This is a genomic window from Streptomyces sp. NPDC020898 (assembly GCF_044333925.1).
Taxonomy (GTDB): domain Bacteria; phylum Actinomycetota; class Actinomycetes; order Streptomycetales; family Streptomycetaceae; genus Streptomyces.
This window is the reverse complement of record NZ_JBIRRV010000001.1, coordinates 927146-946632: the sequence shown is the minus strand read 5'-3', so window position 1 is coordinate 946632 and position 19487 is coordinate 927146. Positions and strand designations below refer to the sequence as shown.

At 69.6% G+C, this 19487-nt stretch carries 15 protein-coding genes and 1 pseudogene; 8 read left to right on the top strand and 8 right to left on the bottom strand.

The genetic code is table 11. The features are described 5' to 3' along the window. Positions 1–141: 141 nt before the first annotated feature. Positions 142–2079 carry a glycogen debranching N-terminal domain-containing protein gene (locus ACH4TV_RS04215; RefSeq protein WP_398394023.1) on the bottom strand — a complete coding sequence of 646 codons (1938 nt, stop codon included), beginning with the start codon at positions 2077–2079 and terminating at the stop codon, positions 142–144. Further along, a complete protein-coding gene (locus tag ACH4TV_RS04210; protein ID WP_398394021.1) occupies positions 2076–3593 on the bottom strand; it encodes an MGH1-like glycoside hydrolase domain-containing protein in 1518 nt (505 codons plus the stop codon). The genes ACH4TV_RS04215 and ACH4TV_RS04210 overlap by 4 nt, the downstream gene beginning before the upstream one ends. Before the next feature lie 119 nt (positions 3594–3712). On the opposite strand from ACH4TV_RS04210, the gene ACH4TV_RS04205 reads away from it, so the two are divergent. Further along, positions 3713–4924 (top strand): ROK family protein, encoded by a 1212-nt coding sequence (locus ACH4TV_RS04205; protein ID WP_398394019.1) that lies wholly within the window; start codon positions 3713–3715, stop codon positions 4922–4924. Positions 4925–5362: 438 nt separating this feature from the next. Continuing rightward, entirely contained in the window at positions 5363–8110 is a 2748-nt protein-coding gene (gene ppdK, locus ACH4TV_RS04200; RefSeq protein WP_398394017.1) for a pyruvate, phosphate dikinase, read from the top strand. 165 nt (positions 8111–8275) lie between these two features. On the opposite strand, the gene ACH4TV_RS04195 is transcribed toward ppdK, so the two are convergent. Next, positions 8276–8803, bottom strand: a complete 528-nt coding sequence (locus ACH4TV_RS04195; protein WP_398394015.1) for a hypothetical protein — start codon at positions 8801–8803, stop codon at positions 8276–8278. A 148-nt stretch (positions 8804–8951) separates the two neighbouring features. Between ACH4TV_RS04195 and ACH4TV_RS04190 the strand changes: the two genes are divergently transcribed. Together ACH4TV_RS04190 and ACH4TV_RS04185 are read left to right on the top strand one after the other, a co-directional pair. Further along, on the top strand, positions 8952–9368 hold the full coding sequence (locus ACH4TV_RS04190) for a TIGR03668 family PPOX class F420-dependent oxidoreductase (protein ID WP_398394013.1): 417 nt from the start codon (positions 8952–8954) through the stop codon (positions 9366–9368). A gap of 35 nt (positions 9369–9403) precedes the next feature. Next, positions 9404–9853 (top strand): annotated as a pseudogene (locus ACH4TV_RS04185) (GntR family transcriptional regulator); the annotation flags it as partial. Positions 9854–9911: 58 nt separating this feature from the next. On the opposite strand, the gene ACH4TV_RS04180 reads toward ACH4TV_RS04185, so the two are convergent. From ACH4TV_RS04180 to ACH4TV_RS04160, 5 genes are all read right to left on the bottom strand, one after another. Beyond that, positions 9912–10343 (bottom strand): hypothetical protein, encoded by a 432-nt coding sequence (locus ACH4TV_RS04180; RefSeq protein WP_398394011.1) that lies wholly within the window; start codon positions 10341–10343, stop codon positions 9912–9914. Beyond that, a complete protein-coding gene (locus tag ACH4TV_RS04175; RefSeq protein WP_398394009.1) occupies positions 10322–10915 on the bottom strand; it encodes a hypothetical protein in 594 nt (197 codons plus the stop codon). The genes ACH4TV_RS04180 and ACH4TV_RS04175 overlap by 22 nt, the downstream gene beginning before the upstream one ends. 61 nt (positions 10916–10976) lie before the next feature. Beyond that, a complete protein-coding gene (locus ACH4TV_RS04170) occupies positions 10977–12137 on the bottom strand; it encodes an alkaline phosphatase PhoX (RefSeq protein ID WP_398394007.1) in 1161 nt (386 codons plus the stop codon). Between the two features lie 155 nt (positions 12138–12292). Further along, on the bottom strand, positions 12293–13840 hold the full coding sequence (locus ACH4TV_RS04165; protein WP_398394005.1) for a sensor histidine kinase: 1548 nt from the start codon (positions 13838–13840) through the stop codon (positions 12293–12295). Further along, on the bottom strand, positions 13837–14823 hold the full coding sequence (locus ACH4TV_RS04160; protein WP_398394003.1) for a response regulator transcription factor: 987 nt from the start codon (positions 14821–14823) through the stop codon (positions 13837–13839). The genes ACH4TV_RS04165 and ACH4TV_RS04160 overlap by 4 nt, the downstream gene beginning before the upstream one ends. 266 nt (positions 14824–15089) lie before the next feature. On the opposite strand from ACH4TV_RS04160, the gene ACH4TV_RS04155 reads away from it, so the two are divergent. From ACH4TV_RS04155 to ACH4TV_RS04140, 4 genes are all read left to right on the top strand, one after another. Next, positions 15090–15701, top strand: coding sequence for a carbonic anhydrase (locus tag ACH4TV_RS04155; RefSeq protein ID WP_398394001.1), 612 nt, complete (start codon positions 15090–15092; stop codon positions 15699–15701). Continuing rightward, positions 15698–17494 (top strand): SulP family inorganic anion transporter, encoded by a 1797-nt coding sequence (locus tag ACH4TV_RS04150; RefSeq protein WP_398393999.1) that lies wholly within the window; start codon positions 15698–15700, stop codon positions 17492–17494. The genes ACH4TV_RS04155 and ACH4TV_RS04150 overlap by 4 nt, the downstream gene beginning before the upstream one ends. A gap of 121 nt (positions 17495–17615) precedes the next feature. Next, on the top strand, positions 17616–18443 hold the full coding sequence (locus tag ACH4TV_RS04145; protein ID WP_398393998.1) for an SAM-dependent methyltransferase: 828 nt from the start codon (positions 17616–17618) through the stop codon (positions 18441–18443). Between the two features lie 117 nt (positions 18444–18560). Next, entirely contained in the window at positions 18561–19487 is a 927-nt protein-coding gene (locus ACH4TV_RS04140; RefSeq protein ID WP_398393996.1) for an oxidoreductase, read from the top strand.

The window sequence follows — 19487 nt, the reverse complement described above, 5'->3', positions numbered from 1 at the left end:
TGCGGCTCCACCGCGGGGCGCGACCAGCCCTCACCGGCCCGCGGCAAACGAACCGCATATCCCGCGGAGCGCCAAGCACCCGGCAAACACCGGGCAAACGCCTCACCAAGTGACCGGCCACACGTCCTGCTGTACGTCCTGTCAGGCGCCCCCGACCGCCGTGAGCAGCGCCAACGGAGCCGCCGCCGACCGGGATTCCCGTACACACGCGTGCGGGTAGGGCACGGGCTCGCCGTGGGTGTCGCGGGCGTAGCCGGCGAGGACCTCGGGGAGGCGGTGGCCGGTGGCGGTCGCCGCGTCGACGAGCGCGTGGGCGACCGTACGGGCCTCGTCGTGCAGGCCGTACCGGGAGAGGCCCAGCGCGATCAGGGCGTTGTCGTGCGGCCAGACCGAGCCCCGGTGGTACGAGAGGGGGTGGTAGGCCAACTGGCCCGAGGCCAGTGTCCGTACGCCCCAGCCGGAGAAGAAGTCCGGCTCGACCAGGCGCCGGCCCACCTTCTCGCCGTACTCCTTGTCGAGCAGTCCCGACCAGAGCAGATGGCCCGCGTCGGAGGCGAGCGCGTCGACCTTGTTGCCGTCTCCGTCGAGCGCGAGGGCCGGGAAGGAGTGCTCCGGCATCCAGAAGTCCCGCTGGAAACGGTTGCGGAGGTCGTCGGCCGCCTGTTCCAGGAGGGCGGCGTACGTCTCGTCGTCCCATACCGTGCGGGCCAGTTGGGCGGTACGGCGCAGCGCGTCGTACGCGTAACCCTGGGCCCCCGCCGCCATCACCGGGCCGCTTGCGCGGGTGCCGTCGGCCGAGCAGATGGCGCCGGGGGAGTCTTTCCAGTTCTGGTTGGCGAGGCCGCCCTGGTCGGCCCGGTAGACCAGATAGCCACGGGAGGTGAGCCCGCCGTGGTCGAGCATCCAGCCGATCGCCGCGCGGGCGTTGGCCTCCAGACGGCGGGCCAGGGCGGTGTCGCCGGTCTGCTCGACGTACGCGCCGAGGAGCACCAGGAACAGCGGGGTCGCGTCGACCGAGCCGTAGTAACGCCCGTACGGCACCTGCCCGAAGTGCGCCAGCTCGCCGTGCCGTACCTCGTGCACGATCTTGCCCGGCTGGGCCACGGAGTCCGCGCCGACCTCGGTCGCCTGGGTCGCGGCGAGCGCGGGGAGGGTGGCGGCGGCCAGTTGGGGGCGGTACGGGAGTGCGAAGAGCGAGGTGAGGAGTGCGTCGCGGCCGAGGAGGGTGAGGAACCAGGGGGCGCCGGCGGCCGGTACGCGCAGTTCCTCGCCGTCGGGTCCGGTCGCGGGTACCTGAAGGGAGGCCAGGTCGGCGAGGCCGCGTGCGCAGGCCGCCGCCAGCTCCGGCCAGCCGGTGGGGAAGGCGACGCCCTCGACGAACTCCCCTTCCAGGGCGAGGAGTTGGTCGTTCGCGGCGGTGGGCGAGGCGGGCACGATCGGCTCACTCGTCGCCCCGTGCGGGCGGGCCGCGACGCGCATCGCCAGTTCCGCCGAGCCGTGCGGTTCGAGTTCCAGGGTCCAGACGAGGCGCCGGGCGCCCGTGCCCGTCTCCTCGACGGCGTCGGGGGCGGGCTCGGCGGTGACCGTCGTACAGGAGCGCCACTCACCGCGCCGGTAGCTGAACTCGACGCCGTCGTCGAGGACTTCACGTTTGCGGACGGCGCCGGACTTGACGTACGTCCGGTGGTCGGAGCGCAGCTCGAACTGGTCCGTGAAGTCGGCGTCGGCGGTGACCGCGATCCGGACCGTCACCGGCACCGGACGGTTGCTGGTCACGCGCAGCGCCTCGACGAACGCGCCGTCCCCGACGGCCTGTTCACGGAAGAGCGTGTAGGCGGGCGGCTCCTGACGGCCCCCGCGCGGTACGAGCACACAGTGCGCGGTGTCCCCGTCCGCGACCGGGCTGAGTGTCTCGGGCACAGCGCCGTCGACGGTGAGCTGCCAACGGCTCAGGTGCCGTGCGTCGCGCACGAACAACCCGTCGGGCTGGCTGCCGCCGCGCACTCCGCTGATGTCCCCGCCGTCGCTCACGGCCGCGAACGTCCCGCCGTGTACGAGCAGATGATGCCGGTCCGTCATCCCCGGTCCCCTCCCTTGTCACGCGCATCGCTCAAGTCGAAAACACTGATGTCGCCGATGTTGCTGATGTCGCCGACACCGTCGGCGGGCCGCTGGTGGAGCAGGTCGAGGGTGAGCGCCGCCGTCCAGCTGAAGCCGAGGGCTCCGCAGGCCTCGCCGGTGTACGGGTCCACGTACTCCGCGAACTCCGACGTGTCGGCGGTGTCCACCAACGCCGTACGCAGCTCGTCGGCGTACGCCCGCTCCCCGTGCTGCCGCAGCCCGCGCTCCACCAGCCACCCCGTGTTGAACCAGGCAGGGCCGCGCCAGTAGCGGTGCGGGTCGAAGGCCTCGCCGAGCAGGTCGTAGGACGGTACGAGGCGGGCGGCGCCGCCGACCCCGAAGTGCGGCCCGCGCGCGGTGCGCACGAGGGTGGCGGCGATGTCCCGGGGGAGCGTCGGCAGGAGCAGCGGGATCAGCCCGGAGACGCTGCGCTCGGGCACCAGGGCACCGCCGCGCACATCACGGCAGAAGAACATGCCCTCCGCCGGGTCCCACAGCCGCTCCACCAGGGCCGCCGTCAGACGTTCCGCGCGGGCGTCCCGGGCCGTCCCCGTAGCGCCCAGTTCGTGGGCGATCCGGGCCAGCGCGTGTTCCGAGGCGATCAGCAGGGCGTTGAAGGAGGGGTCCTCGACGGCGAACTCGCCGGCGCCGTCCGCATACTCCCCGTCCCGGTAGTCGGCGGCGAGTCGCACGTACCGCCCGTAGTCCAGGTCCGTCGGGCGGTCCTCGGCGGCTCCGTGATCGAGGTCGGCGCGGCGGAAGGAACGGGCCGGGGCCGGGGTGACACGGCTCAACGGGGCGTCCCAGCAAGGGCTGTTGTCCATCCCCTGCTCCCAGGGGTGCACGACCGACGCGAGGCCGCCCCCGCCCAGGTCGCGGCGGTGCAGCAGATAGCGGTGCCAGGCGGCGAGCGCCGGGTAGGCGCGGGCGAGGAAGCCACGGGAGCGGGACAGCCCGGGGTCGGCCTGGTGCACCAGCCAGACGGCCAGCGCGTGCACCGGTGGCTGCACGATGCCGGACGTCTGTACGGTGCGCGGGGCGCCCGCAGCGCGCCCCGCGGTCGAGGAGCGCCAGAAGTCGGGGCTCGGGAAATACGCGTCGAGCGGGACGGAGGGATTGAAGACAATGTGCGGGATCCGCCCGTCGGCCCACTGGGCGGACAGCAGCGTCTCCAGTTCCGTCTGCGCCCGCAGGGGCGAAAGATGCCGCAGGCCGATCGCGATGAACGCGGAGTCCCAGGACCACTGGTGCGGATACAGGCCCCGTGAGGGCACCGTCGACACGCCCGTCCAGTTGCCGTCGAGGATCTCGGCTGCCCTGATGTGCACAGAGCCGGCGCGCTCCGCCGGATCGTATACAACGCCCTCCGGGCCCGGTACCTCACCATGGCCGGGAAAGCGAGGTGAGGAAGTGGTGCGTACGGGGTCCACGTTCCCCGTGCGACGGGCGGTGAGCTGGGTTGTGCGGTCCACTCGGTACTCCCCGAAGACGCTCGTCCTGCCAGTTCGGTAGTGGCTACCGTAGGGTTACGTCTATTTAACACGCAAAACTCAATATGTAATGCAAGCTTGAGAAACACAAGGGGGTGCGCATGAGTAGTCGTGCTCAGGCGAGCGCGGGCGATCTGCTCGAACTGGTACGCAGCGGACGCGCCACGACTCGCGGTGCCCTGCAACAGGTGACAGGTCTCTCACGCGCGACCGTCGGCCACCGCCTGGACCGGCTGTTCCGCGCGGGCTGGCTGCGCGAGGGTGCCTCGGGCCCGGTCGACTCACCGCTGGGCGGTCGCCCCTCGATCACTCTGGAGTTCGACGACGACCACGCCGTCGTCCTCACCGCCGACCTCGACACCCGTCACGCCCGCGCCGCCGTCCTCACCCTCACGGGTGAGCTCCTCGCGGAACACTCCGGCACCCTGGCTGTCGACGACGGCCCCGACGCCGTACTCGGCGACCTCGGCCGCTGGTTCGCGGAACTCCTCACGAAGACCGGCCACCGCCCCTCCGCGGTCTGCGGCATCGGCCTCGCGGTACCGGGCCCGGTCGACACCGACACCGGCCGTGTCGTCCAGCCGCCGATCATGCCCGGCTGGGACGACTACGACATCAGAACCCGCCTGGCCCGCGCCTTCGCCGAACACACGGACGAGCCGGTCGCCGCGACGATCCCGGTACTGGTGGACAACGACGCCAACCTCATGGCGTACGGCGAACAGCGCACCGGCTACCCCGACTGCTCGGCCTTCGTCCTGGTGAAGGTCTCGACGGGTATCGGCGCGGGTGTGGTGGTCGGCGGTTCGGTCTTCCGGGGCATCGACGGCGGCGCCGGGGACATCGGGCACATCCGCGTTCCGCAGGGCGCCGACGCGCTGTGCCGGTGCGGGTCGTACGGCTGCCTGGCCGCCGTCGCCAGTGGTGGCGCCGTCGCCCGCCGACTCGTCGAGGCGGGGGTGCCGGCGGCGTCGGGCTCCGACGTACGGGACCTGCTCGCGGCCGGGCACCCGGAGGCGGTCGCGCTCGCCCGGGAGGCGGGGCGGAGCGTGGGGGACGTACTGGCGACGGTGGTGACGCTGCTCAACCCCGGCGTGCTGATGATCGCGGGCGACCTGGCCGGCACGCCGTTCCTGACCGGCGTACGGGAGCTGCTGTACCAGCGGGCACTGTCGAGGTCGACCGCTCATCTGGACGTGGTGACGTCGAGGCTGGGGGAGCGGGCGGGGCTGGTGGGGGCCGGGGCGATGGTCGTCGAGTACCTGTACGCGCCGGAGCGGGTGGAGGAGCGGTTGGCGGCGCTCGGGGTGTGAGCGAGGGAATACGTGAGCCTGTGACGGCGGTGTTTCTGCTGCGGGTCGGCGTCCGCATGGTGAAATCCGGGCTCTCCTCAGTGCGTGATTCTCACCACCCTTGATAGGGGTCACGCTCAGATGAGCGGATCATGGACGGCTGCACTTCTCAAAGGGTGGCACTGAGTGCCACCCTTTGATCGTTCATCGATAAAACTCAGAAGTGTTGCAGGCTGCTCATTTGAGCGACAAAATGGGCATGAGTCCGTCCGGGTCGCGTACTGCCTTCAAGAAGTGAAAACATGGCGCCTCCACTGCTTGCCAAGCCTTGACTTTCGATCTGGTGGCGGACGGTTGGTTACGGGCACATGACACGCGAGTGGACGTACCCAGACGCCTTCGATCTGGGTATGTTCCTCGCCGTCAGGGCAGCACCGCGTCCTCAAGGAGTTGGGACCCGTGTCGGAAAACAAAGATCCCCACGTAGCTTCGACGGGCAACAGCGTTGAGGGCGTGAAGTTCGTTTACGACTTCACCGAGGGCAACAGGGACCTCAAGGACCTTCTCGGCGGAAAGGGTGCGAACCTCGCCGAGATGACCAACCTCGGCCTTCCGGTGCCTCCGGGCTTCACCATCACCACCGAGGCCTGTAAGACGTACCTCGACAGTGGCGACGAGCCGGCGGCACTGCGTGACGAGGTGAGCGCACACCTCGTGGCCCTCGAAGAGGCCATGGGCAAGAAGCTCGGCCAGGCCGACGACCCCCTTCTCGTGTCCGTCCGTTCCGGGGCGAAGTTCTCGATGCCGGGCATGATGGACACGGTGCTGAACATCGGCCTCTCCGACAAGTCGGTCCAGGGCCTCGCCAAGCAGGCCGGCGACGAGCGCTTCGCCTGGGACTCGTACCGTCGCCTCATCCAGATGTTCGGCAAGACGGTCCTCGGCGTCGAGGGCGAGCTGTTCGAGGACGCGCTGGACGCGGCGAAGACGGCCAAGAAGGTCACGGTCGACACGGAGTTGGAGGCCGCGGACCTCAAGAAGCTGGTCACCAAGTTCAAGAAGATCGTCAAGACCGAGGCCGGCCGCGACTTCCCGCAGAACCCGCGCGAGCAGATGGACCTCGCGATCCACGCGGTCTTCGACTCCTGGAACACGGACCGGGCGAAGCTCTACCGCCGCCAGGAACGCATCCCGGGCGACCTCGGCACGGCGGTCAACATCTGCTCGATGGTCTTCGGCAACCTGGGCCCCGACTCGGGCACGGGAGTCGCCTTCACCCGCGACCCCGCCTCCGGCCACCAGGGCGTCTACGGCGACTACTTGCAGAACGCGCAGGGCGAGGACGTGGTGGCGGGCATCCGCAACACGGTCCCGCTCGCCGAGCTGGAGCAGATCGACAAGAAGTCGTACGACCAGCTGATGCAGATCATGGAGACCCTGGAGAACCACTACAAGGACCTCTGCGACATCGAGTTCACCATCGAGCGCGGCCAGTTGTGGATGCTCCAGACACGCGTCGGCAAGCGCACGGCGGGCGCGGCCTTCCGTATCGCCACGCAACTCGTCGACCAGGGCCTCATCGACGAGGCGGAGGCGCTCCAGCGCGTCACGGGCGCCCAGTTGGCGCAGCTGATGTTCCCGCGCTTTGACGAGGAGTCGAAGGTCGCGCAGGTCGGCCGGGGCATCGCGGCCTCGCCGGGTGCGGCGGTCGGCAAGGCGGTGTTCGACTCGTACACCGCGGTGAAGTGGTCGCGTTCGGGCGAGAAGGTCATCCTGGTCCGCCGGGAGACCAACCCCGACGACCTCGACGGCATGATCGCGGCCGAAGGCATCCTGACCAGCCGTGGTGGCAAGACCTCACACGCGGCGGTGGTGGCCCGGGGTATGGGCAAGACGTGCGTGTGCGGCGCGGAGGAACTGGAAGTCGACACGAAGCGCCGCCGGATGACGGTCCCGGGCGGTCACGTGGTCGAGGAGGGCGACCTCATCTCCATCGACGGTTCGTCCGGCAAGGTGTACCTCGGCGAGGTCCCGGTGGTCCCCTCCCCGGTGGTGGAGTACTTCGAGGGCCGGATGCACGCGGGCGCCAACGACGCCGACGAACTCGTCGAGGCCGTCCACCGGATCATGGCCTTCGCGGACCGGAAGCGCCGGCTGCGGGTCCGGGCCAACGCGGACAACGCCGAGGACGCGATGCGGGCACGGCGGTTCGGCGCGCAGGGCATCGGCCTGTGCCGTACGGAGCACATGTTCCTCGGCGACCGGCGCGGGCTCGTGGAGCGCCTGATCCTGGCCGACACGGACGCCGAGCGCGAGGAATCCCTGGAGGCGCTTCTCCCGCTCCAGAAGCAGGACTTCGTCGAACTGTTCTCGGCGATGGACGGCCTGCCGGTGACGGTCCGCCTCCTCGACCCGCCGCTGCACGAGTTCCTCCCGGACATCACCGAGCTGTCGGTACGAGTAGCCCTGGCCGAGTCCCGCAAGGACCCGCACGAGAACGAACTGCGCCTGCTCCAGGCGGTGCACCGGCTGCACGAGCAGAACCCGATGCTGGGGCTGCGGGGTGTACGCCTGGGGTTGGTGATTCCGGGGTTGTTCACGATGCAGGTACGTGCCATCGCCGAGGCCGCGGCCGAGCGCAAGAACGCGAAGGGCGACCCGCGCGCGGAGATCATGATCCCGCTCGTCGGCACCGTCCAGGAGCTGGAGATCGTCCGCGAGGAGGCCGACCAGGTCATCGCCGAGGTCGAGGCGGCGACGGGCACGCAACTGAAGCTGGCGATCGGCACGATGATCGAGCTGCCGCGAGCTGCTCTGACGGCCGGCCAGATCGCCGAGGCGGCCGAGTTCTTCTCCTTCGGCACGAACGACCTGACCCAGACGGTGTGGGGCTTCTCCCGGGACGACGTGGAGGCCTCGTTCTTCACGGCCTACCTGGAGAAGGGCATCTTCGGCGTCTCCCCGTTCGAGACGATCGACCGGGACGGCGTCGGCGCGCTGGTCAAGTCCGCGGTGGAGGCGGGGCGCGCGACGCGGCCTGACCTGAAGCTGGGCGTGTGCGGCGAGCACGGCGGTGACCCGGAGTCGGTGCACTTCTTCCACGAGGTGGGGCTGGACTACGTGAGCTGCTCGCCGTTCCGGATTCCGGTGGCGCGGTTGGAGGCGGGGCGGGCGGCTTCGTCTTCGGCGGGGAGTGATCACCGGTAGCCGGTACTTCAGACCCGGCACTACAGACGCCGGACCCGTTGCCTGTCACCCCGACCCTCACCGACACGGCAGCGGTTCCGGAGCACGAGAGAGGGCGGCACCCCTGTGCGGGGAGTGCCGCCCTTTCGCTGCGCTCGTGCCGGTGCGGTCCGTTCGCGCGTTGCGCTACCAACCGAACTCGACGGGCCCAACAACTCGTGAGCCGACCTGTGCCGCCAACCAGGCGGGCCGCTCGTCGTCCCCGGCGCGTGTGTGGACGAAAACGGTGTGTTCGGCCGCCCATTCCTCACAGTGGATGGTGTGACTGTTGCACGCGACCTGCAACTCGGCGTACCTGTACTCCTCGCCCAGCCCGAGCTCTGGCACAGGCGGCCACTTCATGTCGTCCCAGACCACGTGACACCTGCTGATGCCCGCCCAGATTCCGAGAGCTTCACGCGCCTGGGCGAATGAGGTGACCTCCAGGATCAGGTTCGCGGGCAGGGCGGCGCCGTCCCTCCCGAACGGCTCGACCCGCACACCCGGCAGGGCTTCTGTCAGACGCCGCACGTCGTCATCGCTGTGCGCCCAGGCATCCAAGGAGCAACCGCTCGGATCGTGCCAGGAGGCGACGGAGAGCAGTTTTTCCGCGAGGCTCAATGCCTCGGCGAGATCCGTGGTCCGCAACACGGGCCACGCACGTGTGTTCCCCATGGCGGCATCCTGCCAGCGCCACCCTGTCGCGGCCTCCGAATTACGTGCCGTCCGTCCAGCGCCGCTGAAGTCCGGGCCGCCGGCGATACGGCCGCTCGCCTGCAGTCGAGCGGCAAGGGCGTGGGCCATCCGGCTCTACCGTGAGTGCATGAAACTCCCCCCGCTCGTCGCCCGGGAACGCTTTGTCGGCTCACCTGTCGCACGGCTGGCGACGGCCGATGTCAACGGGGTGCCCCACGCCGTGCCGGTGACCTTCGCTGTCCTGGGTGACGTCGTGTACTTCGCGGTGGACCACAAGCCCAAGAGCACGGGGCAGCTGCGGAGGCTCAGGAACATTCGGGAGAATCCCTCGGTCACGGTCCTGGTCGACCACTACGCATCGGACTGGTCGACCCTGTGGTGGGCTCGCGCCGATGGCCGCGGGGAAGTGCTGGAGGACGGCCAAGAGCGGCACCGTGCGGTGGAGTTGCTGCGTGACAAGTACGACCAGTACCGGGACTCGCCTCCCCAGGGTCCTGTTGTGGCCATTCGGGTCGAGCGGTGGAGCGGGTGGGCGTTCGCCTAGCTTTGCCTGGTCCAGCCGAACCCGAGGTGACGTAGATGCCGGACCGAGATCTTCCTCCGTACCGCCGGATCGCCGACGACCTGCGGGCGGCGATCGCCACGGGGAAACTGGCTCAGGGCGAGAAGCTGAAGTCGGAGAACGAACTCAAGGACCAGTACGGCACGACCCGCGTTACGGTGCGCAAGGCATTGTCCCTGCTCAAGCCTGACGGTCTGCTGATCAGCGAACAGGGCAGGGGCGTTTTCGTACGTTCGCAGCCCAGCGTGCGGTTGCGGACGACCGGGGCTAACTTCCGTGAACGGCGCTCCACTGGCGTGAGCAATTTCACCGCCGAGGCGGAGGCGCAGGGGCTACGAGGGCGACAGCAGATCCTGTCGGTGGAACGGGTTCCGGCGCCGGCCGAGATCGCGGAGCGGCTTGGGACGCCGACGGGAACATCGGTGATCGTCCGGCGGCGTGCGTTCTTCATCGACGACGAGCCCATGCAGCTGGCCGATGGGCGGCACCCCTGTGCGGGGGGTGCCGCGCTCTTGTTGTTCGTGCTCAGGAGATGGCCCGGAGTGCGCCGTGCCGGGGCCGGTGGCGGAGCTGTTCGACGGCTTGTGCGGTCTGCTGATCCTCGGGGAGAAAAACGATCAACTGTTCTGCTTCCGCAGGGAGTTCGAGCGTCTCGCGGACTAGACGGAGCTTCGGTCCGGCTGGATGGTCGAGCCGGAGGACCCCACGCTGCGGAACGACATGCCGGGTCAGGTCGGGGCCGGCGAGGGGTGCGAGTTCCGCGCTGAACCACTCGGAGTTCTCGATGGAGGGGGCGAGCCACAGGTCGAATGCCTGCTCGTCGGCAACGTCGTCCCAGTCAGCGAAGAAGGTGCGGGCACGGGGGTCGGTGAAGACGTAGCGGGTGAGGTTCAGGGCAGAGGCCGACAGCCCGAGGACGGCCCACGTCCGGTCGGTCAGGTGTAGATCATCGGGCACCCCCGTCTGAGCGAGTGCTGCGCCGCGCGCAAGTACAGGGCGACATAGAAGGCAGCGTTCAGATCCTCGCCCCACGGGCCTGGCCGGGTCGCCGCCAGCTTCTCCGCCGTCCCGTCCAGGAACCAGCTGGTCAGATCCAGGTTGTCGCACATCTCCGGGGCCTCGGGCGGAAGTTCGACCGCCGTCGCCAACTTCTCGGCGATTGCCAGGACTTGCGGGGCGCCCACGATCAACGTCGAGTCAGAGTACGAGGACTCGATCGGCAACTCGATCTCCTCGTCCAGGGACACCGGCACCAGCACCGACCAGCCACAGAGCAGATCCGTCTCCGCCTCCGAGAGGTACGCCTTGCACAGCGTGAGGAAGCTGTTCATGGATGGGACCAGTTTCTCTTCGAAGGACCGGCCCGAGCCCCGTACGAAGTCCGCCGCCGCGGGTACGGAGTCGTACCGGGGCAGGCCGCGGCGGACCAGCTCCGCGTTCAGGCCCGCGGCGATCTTCGCGCGCCCACCCTCGTCCTCGTCCTCACCGAACCACTCCTCCGCACCGACATCGACCAGGTAAACGCCCATGACCGCAACGTACTGCGCACCACTGACATCAACACCGGTGCGCAGCACGCGTACGGCGACGCTACGAGCGGAACGGGCCCGTCACCTCGTACGTGATCCCGCCCGAGGAGCTGCCGCTCGTGCCCCGTTGGCTGGAGAAGTACAGGCGGCTGCCATTCGGGGAGAACGCCGGGCCCGTTATCTCCGAGCCCGACTGGCCGTCTATGCGCAGGAACGGGGCGATCACGTCGTCCGGTGTGATCACGCAGATCTCCATGGTGCCGCCGTCCTCCGCCACGAACAGGTCGCCGGAGGAGGTGCCGGTGATGTTGTCGACGCCGGTCAGCGGGGCCGTGCCCGATGTGACCAGGGAGTCGTCGTACGCCAACTCGTAAGTGTTGGTCAGCAAGTTGAGCTGCCAGACCCTGTTGTCGCCCTTCGTCGTGAACCAGACCTTGTCGTCGGCGTAGTAGCACCCCTCGCCGCCGTTGAAGGACTTGGAGCCGGAGACCTGGGTGCGGGTGGTGGTCGGGGAGCCGTCCGGGTCGGGGATCGTCGTCCAGGTGTAGGAGCCTGACGTGGCTGTACCGGCGACCAGGACCTGGAGGGTGCCGGACGACAGGTTGCCCCAAGTCGTGGGAACGAAGCGGTAGAAGCGGCCGTTCGTCTCGTCCTCCGTCAGGTAGACGACCTTGCGGACCGGGTCCGCTGCCGCCGCCTCGTGCTTGAAGCGGCCCATCGCCGGGCGCTGTGTCGCCGCGTTCGTGCCCCACGGGTCCGTCTCGTAGACGTATCCCAACGACACCTCCTCGCAGGACAGCCAGGTGTTCCACGGGGTGGGTCCGCCCGCGCAGTTCTGGCGTGTGCCGGAGAGGATGCGGTACGCGGAGGTGATCGCGCCGGTCGACGAGAACTTCACGGCGCTCGCGCCGCCCGACGGGTTGATCTCCGAGTTGGAGACGTAGATCCAGCCTGTGCCGTCGGCGTAACAGGCGCCGCCGTCCGGGGCGTTGTGCCAGGTGTACGAGGTTCCGGTGACCGTCTGGCCCGAGCGGGCGATGACGCGGCTGGTGAAGCCGGCGGGGAGTCTGATGCCGTTGGCGTCGGGCGCGGCGAGGGCTCCGTAGGGGCCGGTGCCCGGCTGGGCGGGGGCCGCGTGGGCGGCGCCGCGCCACAGGGTGCCGCCGAAGACGGCCGCCGAACCGCCGATGACGGCGGCGCGCAGGAGGGTACGGCGTTCCACGTGTGCGTTCACTCGTGCGTCCACTCTCGCTCCAAAGGGGGGTGGCCTGACGTGCCGTGACGTCAGGGACCCTAGGGCGGCGGGGTGGAATTGTCATGTACGCGCGATGTCGGGTTGGCGGTCGTTCATGGTGGCCCGGCCGGCAGACGTTTGCCTTACGCGCGCAGCGCCGACGCCTGCCGTCGCCGTACCTCCGGGCCCTGTCCCTCGCCCGTGCCCGTCCTGCCGCCGAACGCCTGCCCCTGCAGCATCCGTTGGGGCAACGGCAGCCGAACCACCGCGTCCAGGCCGCCCGTTGCCGCCTCCCGCAGACTCGCCTCGCCGCCACTCGCGAGCGCGAGCCGCTGTACGAGGGCCAGGCCCAGGCCCGTACCGCCCTTGGGGGCGCCGGGCGCACGCCAGAAGCGGTCGAAGGCGCGGCCGCGTTGGTCCGCCGTCATACCGGGGCCCTCGTCCGTGATGTGCAGGTCGATCCAAGTGGACCGGTTCTCACGGTGGTTGAGGTGAGGGAGATGCGGGAGATGCGGGCGGCGAAGGGGTGAAGGGCTGGACGCGCGGAGTTCCATGGCCACCGTGCTGTGGGCCGGCGAGGCCCGTAGCGCGTTGGACAGCAGGTTGTCGATGATCTGCTCCACCGCTCCCGGCACCGCCAGCGCCGGGCCCACGGGACCCGAACCGTCCGTGAACAGGACCAGTGACACCGCCTGTTGCTCGAACAACGGGGCCCACGTCCCATGCCGTTCCGCGCAGACGCCGACCAGGTCGACCGGGCCGGGGATCGCGGCATCCTCCTCCAGCCGTGCCATCGCCAGCAGCCCCTCGACCATCCGGGCCAGCCGGTCCGTCTCTGTCATCGCGGCGGTGAGGCTCCCCCGGGCGTGCTGGGCGATGTCGGGCTCCAGGTTCTCCAGACGCAGCCGCAGCGCGGCCAGCGGAGTCTTCAGCTGGTGCGAGGCCTCGCCCGCGAACGCCCGTTGGGAAGCGAGGAGATGGGCGAGACGGGCGGCCGTACGGTTGAACGCGGCTGCCAGACTGCGCACTTCGGGCGGGCCCGACGTGACCGCCACCGGCGTCGCCGCGCAGCCGTTCGCCAACTCGTGGGTGGCGCGCTCCAGTTCACGGATCGGACGCCCGGCCCAGCGCGCGACCGCGAACGCCACGACGGCCACGGCGGTCAGTACCCCGAGTCCGACGGCGGCCAGCAGCAGCCACACCTGCTGCACATGGGCCTGCACCATCTCCGTGGGGAGCGTGATCCGTACCGCGCCCTCCACCTCTCCGGTCTCCTGACCGACCGGAGACGCCACGGACAGATACTGCACCCCGCCGATCGTGGACGTACGGACATGGGTCGTCGCCGTGCCGTCGAGCGCGGCCGCCACCTCCGGGCGAGCCGCCAGCTCCTGTTCCCCCGCGTCCGCCAACTGGTGTGACGCGGCGATGAGTCGACCACTCGCATCGACGATGAACACCTGGCCGCCGATCCGCTGAGCGCAGTGCGCGGCCCGAGCGGCCAGCTCGTCCGAACGCCCTGCCGCCAGGGACAGTGCGGCGAACGCCGACACCGACTCGGCCTCCTCGTTGGCGGAGTTGACGATCCGCTCCCGCTCGGCCCGTGAATAGACGATGCCCAGCGGTATCTCCAGGCCGAGCAGCACAAGGGCGGCCAGACTGAGGTAACTCAGCAGCAGACGGCGGGTCATGAGGCCGCGGCCTCGGGTGGTTCGGAGAGGCCGAAGCCCGGCCTTCTCGGCCCCTGTCCCTGCCCGGGGGTGTGTACGGCGAGTCGGAAACCGACTCCGCGCAGAGTCTGGATCCACGCCGGGTTGCCCAACTTCCGGCGCAGCGTGGCGACATGGACGTCCAGGGTCTTGGTCGGCCCCTGGTAGTGGGTGTCCCAGACGTGGGTGAGGATCTGCCGCCGCGAGTACACGGCCCCCGGGTCCTCGGAGAGCAGCGCCAGCAGCTCGAACTCCTTGGGCGTGAGCGCGACGGTCGTCTCGCCGACCCACACCTGACGGGTGCGCCGGTCCACCACGAGGGGGCCGGGGGATGGGGCCGGCTCGGGTGCGGGGGGCGCATCCTGCGAGGCGTACGAGTCGAACGATTCGTATGCCTCGTACGCCTGGTGTGCCTGGTCCGTCTCGTAGGCAGTCGATGGGAGAGTGGGCGCGGGAGCGAATGAGGCAGCGGATGAGGGAGGCGCGGGCACCGGAACCTCGTACGTCGCGTACACGGGAACCTCGGACGTGACGGCGACCGGTTCCTGAGCCGTCGTCGGATACGGGTACGGGTTCGGGTTCGGGTCGTGGGCGTACGGGAGTTCCGGACGTCGTACCCGCCGGGTCACCGCGCGCACCCTCGCCACCAGTTCCCGCAGGCTGAATGGTTTCGCCAAGTAGTCGTCGGCGCCGAGTTCCAGGCCCAGGACCCGGTCGGCCTCCTCGCCGCGCGCGCTGAGGATGATGATCGGGACCTCGGAGGTCTGGCGGATGCCCCGGCACACGTCGATGCCGTCCATGTCCGGCAGGCCCAGGTCCAGCAGGACGACGTCGCCGTGCGGCCCTCTCAGCCCCTCGGCGCCGGTGGCGACGTGCACGACCGTCAGTCCGAAGTTCCGCAGGCCCTCGGCCAGCGGTTCGGCGATCGTCTCGTCGTCCTCGATGAGCAGCACCCGTACGCCCATACGTCCTGTCTCCCACTCCCACGGCGCCCATGAATTCCTGAGGTCGACACGCTACAAGACGTCCGAATCCCGTGCCGAGCGGATCCAGGCCAATGTGAAAAGCCCCTCACGGGTCCGAGCGGGAGTGTCCGTCCGAAAACTGTGGGAAACCTGGTCCCGATTTAGTGTTCCTCTAACCTTCCTCTGGCCAACGCTCCTCTAGCGTTCATGGTGGCAGGCAAAACCCCATGTCAGGCACCCTGTGTCGGACGCTCGCTGGAGGGAACATGAAGGCGTTACTGGACCGCGCCCGGTCGTTCAAACGGCATGTGGACTTCGAGAGCGGCGAATACCGGAAACTGGCCGAAGGGCAATGTCCGGAGGTATTGTTCATTACCTGCTCGGACTCGCGGGTCATACCCGCCCTGATCACCGGCGCACGGCCCGGCGAGATATTCGAGCTGCGGAATGCGGGCAATATCGTCCCGCCGCACAGCGCGTACGGCGTGGCCTCCGGCGAGGCCGCCACCATCGAGTACGCACTGGAGGTGCTCGGCGTTCAGCATCTCGTCGTCTGTGGCCACTCCCACTGCGGAGCGATGGGCGCGCTGAAGTCCGGCGACGACCTGTCCGCGCTGCCCGGCGTGGACGCCTGGCTGGAACTGGCCCGCCCCGAACTGGCCCCGGTGCTCACCGAGTCCTCCGACGACCCGTCGACGCTGCCCGAGGTGGCGCAGCGCAATGTCGTCAACCAGCTTGCCGTACTGGGGAGTTACCCGGTGGTGCGGCAGCGGCTGGACACGGGCCGGCTGTGGCTGCACGGCTGGTACTACGAGATCGACACCGGTCGGCTGTACGAACTGGACGACGACGACCGCTTCCGGGTGCACGCCGCATGAGCGGTCAGCACGCCCGCCATGCGCTGGGCACCCGTACCCGTACGCGGCCGAAGGCTCCGGCTCCAACCACCTCTCTGCGCAAGCCGAGTTCGGCTCCCGGACGAGCGGGGGAAGCCGGAGGAACCGGAGGAGACGGGCAAGCCGGAGGAGCCGGTCGAGCAGGAGGAGCCGGGCGCGTCAACCTCGGTACGGAGATCACCGCATCCCTCGTCGTCTTCCTCGTGGCGCTGCCGCTCTGCATCGGTGTTGCCGTCGCGTCCGGGGTGCCCGCCGAGCTGGGGATCATCTCCGGGGTCATCGGCGGGCTGGTCGTCGGGGCGGCCCGGGGAAGCACCCTCCAGGTCAGCGGGCCCGCCGCCGGACTCGCCGCGCTGGTCGCGGAGACCGTCCTGGAGTTCGGCGTCGCGATGCTCGGCGTGATCGTGCTCGGGTCGGGGATCCTCCAGATCATCCTCGGCCTGGTACGGCTCGGCCGAATGTTCCAGGCCATCTCGCTCGCCGTCGTCCAGGGCATGCTGGCCGGCATCGGACTCCCCCTGATCTTCGGCCAGTTGTACCCGATGTCCGATTCCAAGGCCCCCGGCACCCCGCTGGAGAACATCGCCGGCGTCCCCGGACTGCTCGCGGACGTCCTGACCAATCCCCAGGCGCTGATCGCCGCGTCGCTCGGTGTCGTCACCATCGTGCTCAGCTTCCTCTGGAAGAAGATGCCGGGCCCGGTCAAGAAGGTCCCGGCCGCGCTGGTCGCCGTAGGGATCGGGATCGGTGTCGCCGCGCTGCCGGGCGTGGATGTGAAGACACTCCAGGTGGGCAACCTGCTGTCGTCCGTACAGGTGCTGGGGACCGAGCAGTTGGCCGGTCTGGCCGACCTCGGCATCCTCACCGCGATCCTCACCTTCACCGTCATCGCCTCGGCGGAGAGCCTGTTCACGGCGGCGGCCGTCGACCGTATGCACAGTGGGCCGCGCACCCGCTACAACGCCGAACTCGTCGCCCAGGGCGCCGGGAACACGGTCGCCGGACTGCTCGGCGCGCTGCCCATCACGGCGGTGGTGGCGCGCAGTTCGGCCAACGTGCAGGCCGGTGCGACGACCCGCATCTCCCGTACGCTGCACGGCCTTTGGCTGCTCGCCTTCGCGCTGCTGCTGCCGCAGGTACTCGCGCTGATCCCGATCTCGGTGCTCGCCGGAGTCCTCGTGCACAGCGGTTGGAAGCTGTTCGCGCCCGAGGAGTTCCCGAAGATGTGGCGCCAGGACCGGGGCGAGTTCGCCGTCATGACGATCACCACGCTGGTGATCGTGGCGACCGCGCTGCTGGAGGGTGTGCTCATCGGCCTCGCCGCCGGGGTGGTGCTGGCCGCCCTGCGGATGTCCCGGACCGTCATCCGCCAGGACCTCGACGGCGACGACGGCGACGGCGTCGCCAGGGTCGTCATGGCGGGCAACGCCACCTTCCTGCGGCTGCCGCAGGTCATCGAGGCACTGGAGGCGGCTGCCGCGTCGGGCAAGCCCCGCATCTGCCTCGACCTGACCGGCGTGACCCATCTGGACCACGCCTGTCGCAACCAGGTCGAGGAGTTCGCCGCCCAGCAGCGAGGGCTGGGGACACAGGTGGAACTGCTGATGCCGGGCTCGGAGGCGAAGGAAGCGGAGACGGCCTCTCCTGACCCGATCGAGGGGACGTTGATGCCGCCGCGCCCGGGCCCCGACGCCGAGTGGTTCTACCTGGACACGGGACCCGTCCCCGACACCTACGCGCATGCCCACGCGGAGCGCGCACCGCTCCTGCGCTGAGAAGGGTGTGGCCGGAACCATGCGGTGTGTGAACGCGGGTCTTCACAACTCCCCGGAGGGGCACACAAGTTCACCTACGTTGGTCTCTGATCATCAGCACCGGAACATCGGAGGCCCTGCCGTGTTAGACGACGACCCCACCCCCTCAGCCGGTACCGGCGCCCGCCCCCGCGCCCACATCGACACCTCCAAGCCGCACTCGGCCCGCTTCTGGAACTACTTCGTCGGCGGCAAGGACAACTACGAGGTCGACCGGGAGATCGGGGACCACATCAAGGAGATCTTCCCCGGTCTCGTCGATGTGGCGGTCACGAGCCGGCACTTCCTTGGCCGCGCCGTCCGGTATCTGGCCGACGAGCGAGGCGTACGTCAGTTCCTGGACGTCGGGACCGGGTTGCCGACCGCCGACAACACCCACGAAGTGGCGCAGCGCGCCGCCCGGGACGCCCGGATCGTGTACGTCGACAACGACCCCATCGTGCTGGCCCACGCGGACGCCCTGCTCAGCAGCACCCCCGAGGGCCGGACCGTCTATCTGAACGCTGACCTGTACGCGCCCGAGACCGTCCTCGAAGCGGCGGCGGACACCCTCGACCTCTCCAAGCCGGTCGCCCTGATGATCCTCAACACGCTCGGCCATGTCGCCGAGTACGACCGGGCGCGCGACCTGGTGAACCGGCTCATGGCCGGCCTTCCGTCGGGCAGCCACCTGGTGATCAGCGACAGCACCGCCACCAGCGAGGGCATGATCGCCGCCTCGGACGCGTACAACGCGAGCGGCGCCGTGCCGTACTACGTGCGCAGCATCGGCGAGATCGCCGGGTTCTTCGACGGCCTCGACCTGGTGGACCCGGGTGTCGTCCAGGTACCCGAGTGGCGCCCGGACTCCCGGTCGGCCGCTCCCGCGACAGCCGTCGACGCCTTCTGCGGCGTGGGCCGCAAGCCCTGAGCCCTGGGGGCGCCAGAATCGATGCCGACCCGCAGCGGACTGGCCATCGGGGCCCTTCCGGCGCAGTCTGGGACTCGTACCTGGATCTGCCGATCTGCCGATGGAGGGAACCCCGACATGTCGGGCTGGAACGCACAGGACATCCCCGACCAGAGTGGCCGCACGGCCGTCGTCACCGGCGCCAACAGCGGCCTCGGGTACGTCACCGCGCGGGAACTGGCGCGCAGCGGGGCGCGGGTGGTGCTCGCGTGCCGGAGCGAGGCGCGCGGGAACGAGGCGATCGACCGGCTGATGGCCGAAGTGCCGGACGCCATCGCCGAGTTCGGTCGGCTGGACCTCTCAGACCTGGGCTCCGTACGGGAGTTCGCGGCCACGTGGCCGTACGAGCGGATCGATCTGCTCGTCAACAACGCGGGCGTGATGGCGTTGCCGTACGGGACGACGGCGGACGGGTTCGAGACGCAGTTCGGGGTCAACCACCTCGGGCACTTCGCGCTCACCGGGCTGCTGTTCCCGGCGCTGCTCGGTACGCCCGGCGCCCGGATCGTGAACCTCTCCAGCACCGCCCACGCGCTCGGCAACATCGACATCCACGACCTCAACAGCGAGCGCAACTACCGGCCTTGGACCGCGTACGCGCGGTCCAAGACGGCCAACCTGCTCTTCACGCACGAGCTGGCGCGCAAGTTGGCCGCGATCGGCTCCGACGTCGTGGTGGCCGCCGCGCACCCCGGGTACGCCGCCACGAACCTCCAGACCGCCGCACCGAAGATGCAGGGCCGCAAGGGCGCCGAACGGTTCATGGAGATCGGCAACCGGTACTTCGCCCAGTCCGCCGAGGCGGGCGCCCTGCCCACGCTGTACGCGGCCACCGCACCCGACGTACGGCCCGACGCGTTCATCGGCCCCTCGTTCCTGGGGTGGCGCGGCTCGCCCGCGAAGTCCTGGCGGGCTTCCTGGACGCTCAACGACCGTGCCGGCGAACTCCTCTGGTCCGCGTCCGAGGAGCTCACCGGGGTGACGTACGACGGACTGAAGGCGTAG

What these genes read in the sequence shown, in the direction of transcription:
- ACH4TV_RS04215 (WP_398394023.1), bottom strand. Translation starts at nt 2,079, where the DNA reads ATGACGGACCGGCATCATCTGCTCGTACACGGCGGGACGTTCGCGGCC.
- ACH4TV_RS04205 (WP_398394019.1), top strand. Translation starts at nt 3,713, where the DNA reads ATGAGTAGTCGTGCTCAGGCGAGCGCGGGCGATCTGCTCGAACTGGTA.
- ACH4TV_RS04195 (WP_398394015.1), bottom strand. Translation starts at nt 8,803, where the DNA reads ATGGGGAACACACGTGCGTGGCCCGTGTTGCGGACCACGGATCTCGCC.
- ACH4TV_RS04190 (WP_398394013.1), top strand. Translation starts at nt 8,952, where the DNA reads ATGAAACTCCCCCCGCTCGTCGCCCGGGAACGCTTTGTCGGCTCACCT.
- ACH4TV_RS04175 (WP_398394009.1), bottom strand. Translation starts at nt 10,915, where the DNA reads ATGGGCGTTTACCTGGTCGATGTCGGTGCGGAGGAGTGGTTCGGTGAG.
- ACH4TV_RS04165 (WP_398394005.1), bottom strand. Translation starts at nt 13,840, where the DNA reads ATGACCCGCCGTCTGCTGCTGAGTTACCTCAGTCTGGCCGCCCTTGTG.
- ACH4TV_RS04160 (WP_398394003.1), bottom strand. Translation starts at nt 14,823, where the DNA reads ATGGGCGTACGGGTGCTGCTCATCGAGGACGACGAGACGATCGCCGAA.
- ACH4TV_RS04155 (WP_398394001.1), top strand. Translation starts at nt 15,090, where the DNA reads ATGAAGGCGTTACTGGACCGCGCCCGGTCGTTCAAACGGCATGTGGAC.
- ACH4TV_RS04150 (WP_398393999.1), top strand. Translation starts at nt 15,698, where the DNA reads ATGAGCGGTCAGCACGCCCGCCATGCGCTGGGCACCCGTACCCGTACG.
- ACH4TV_RS04140 (WP_398393996.1), top strand. Translation starts at nt 18,561, where the DNA reads ATGTCGGGCTGGAACGCACAGGACATCCCCGACCAGAGTGGCCGCACG.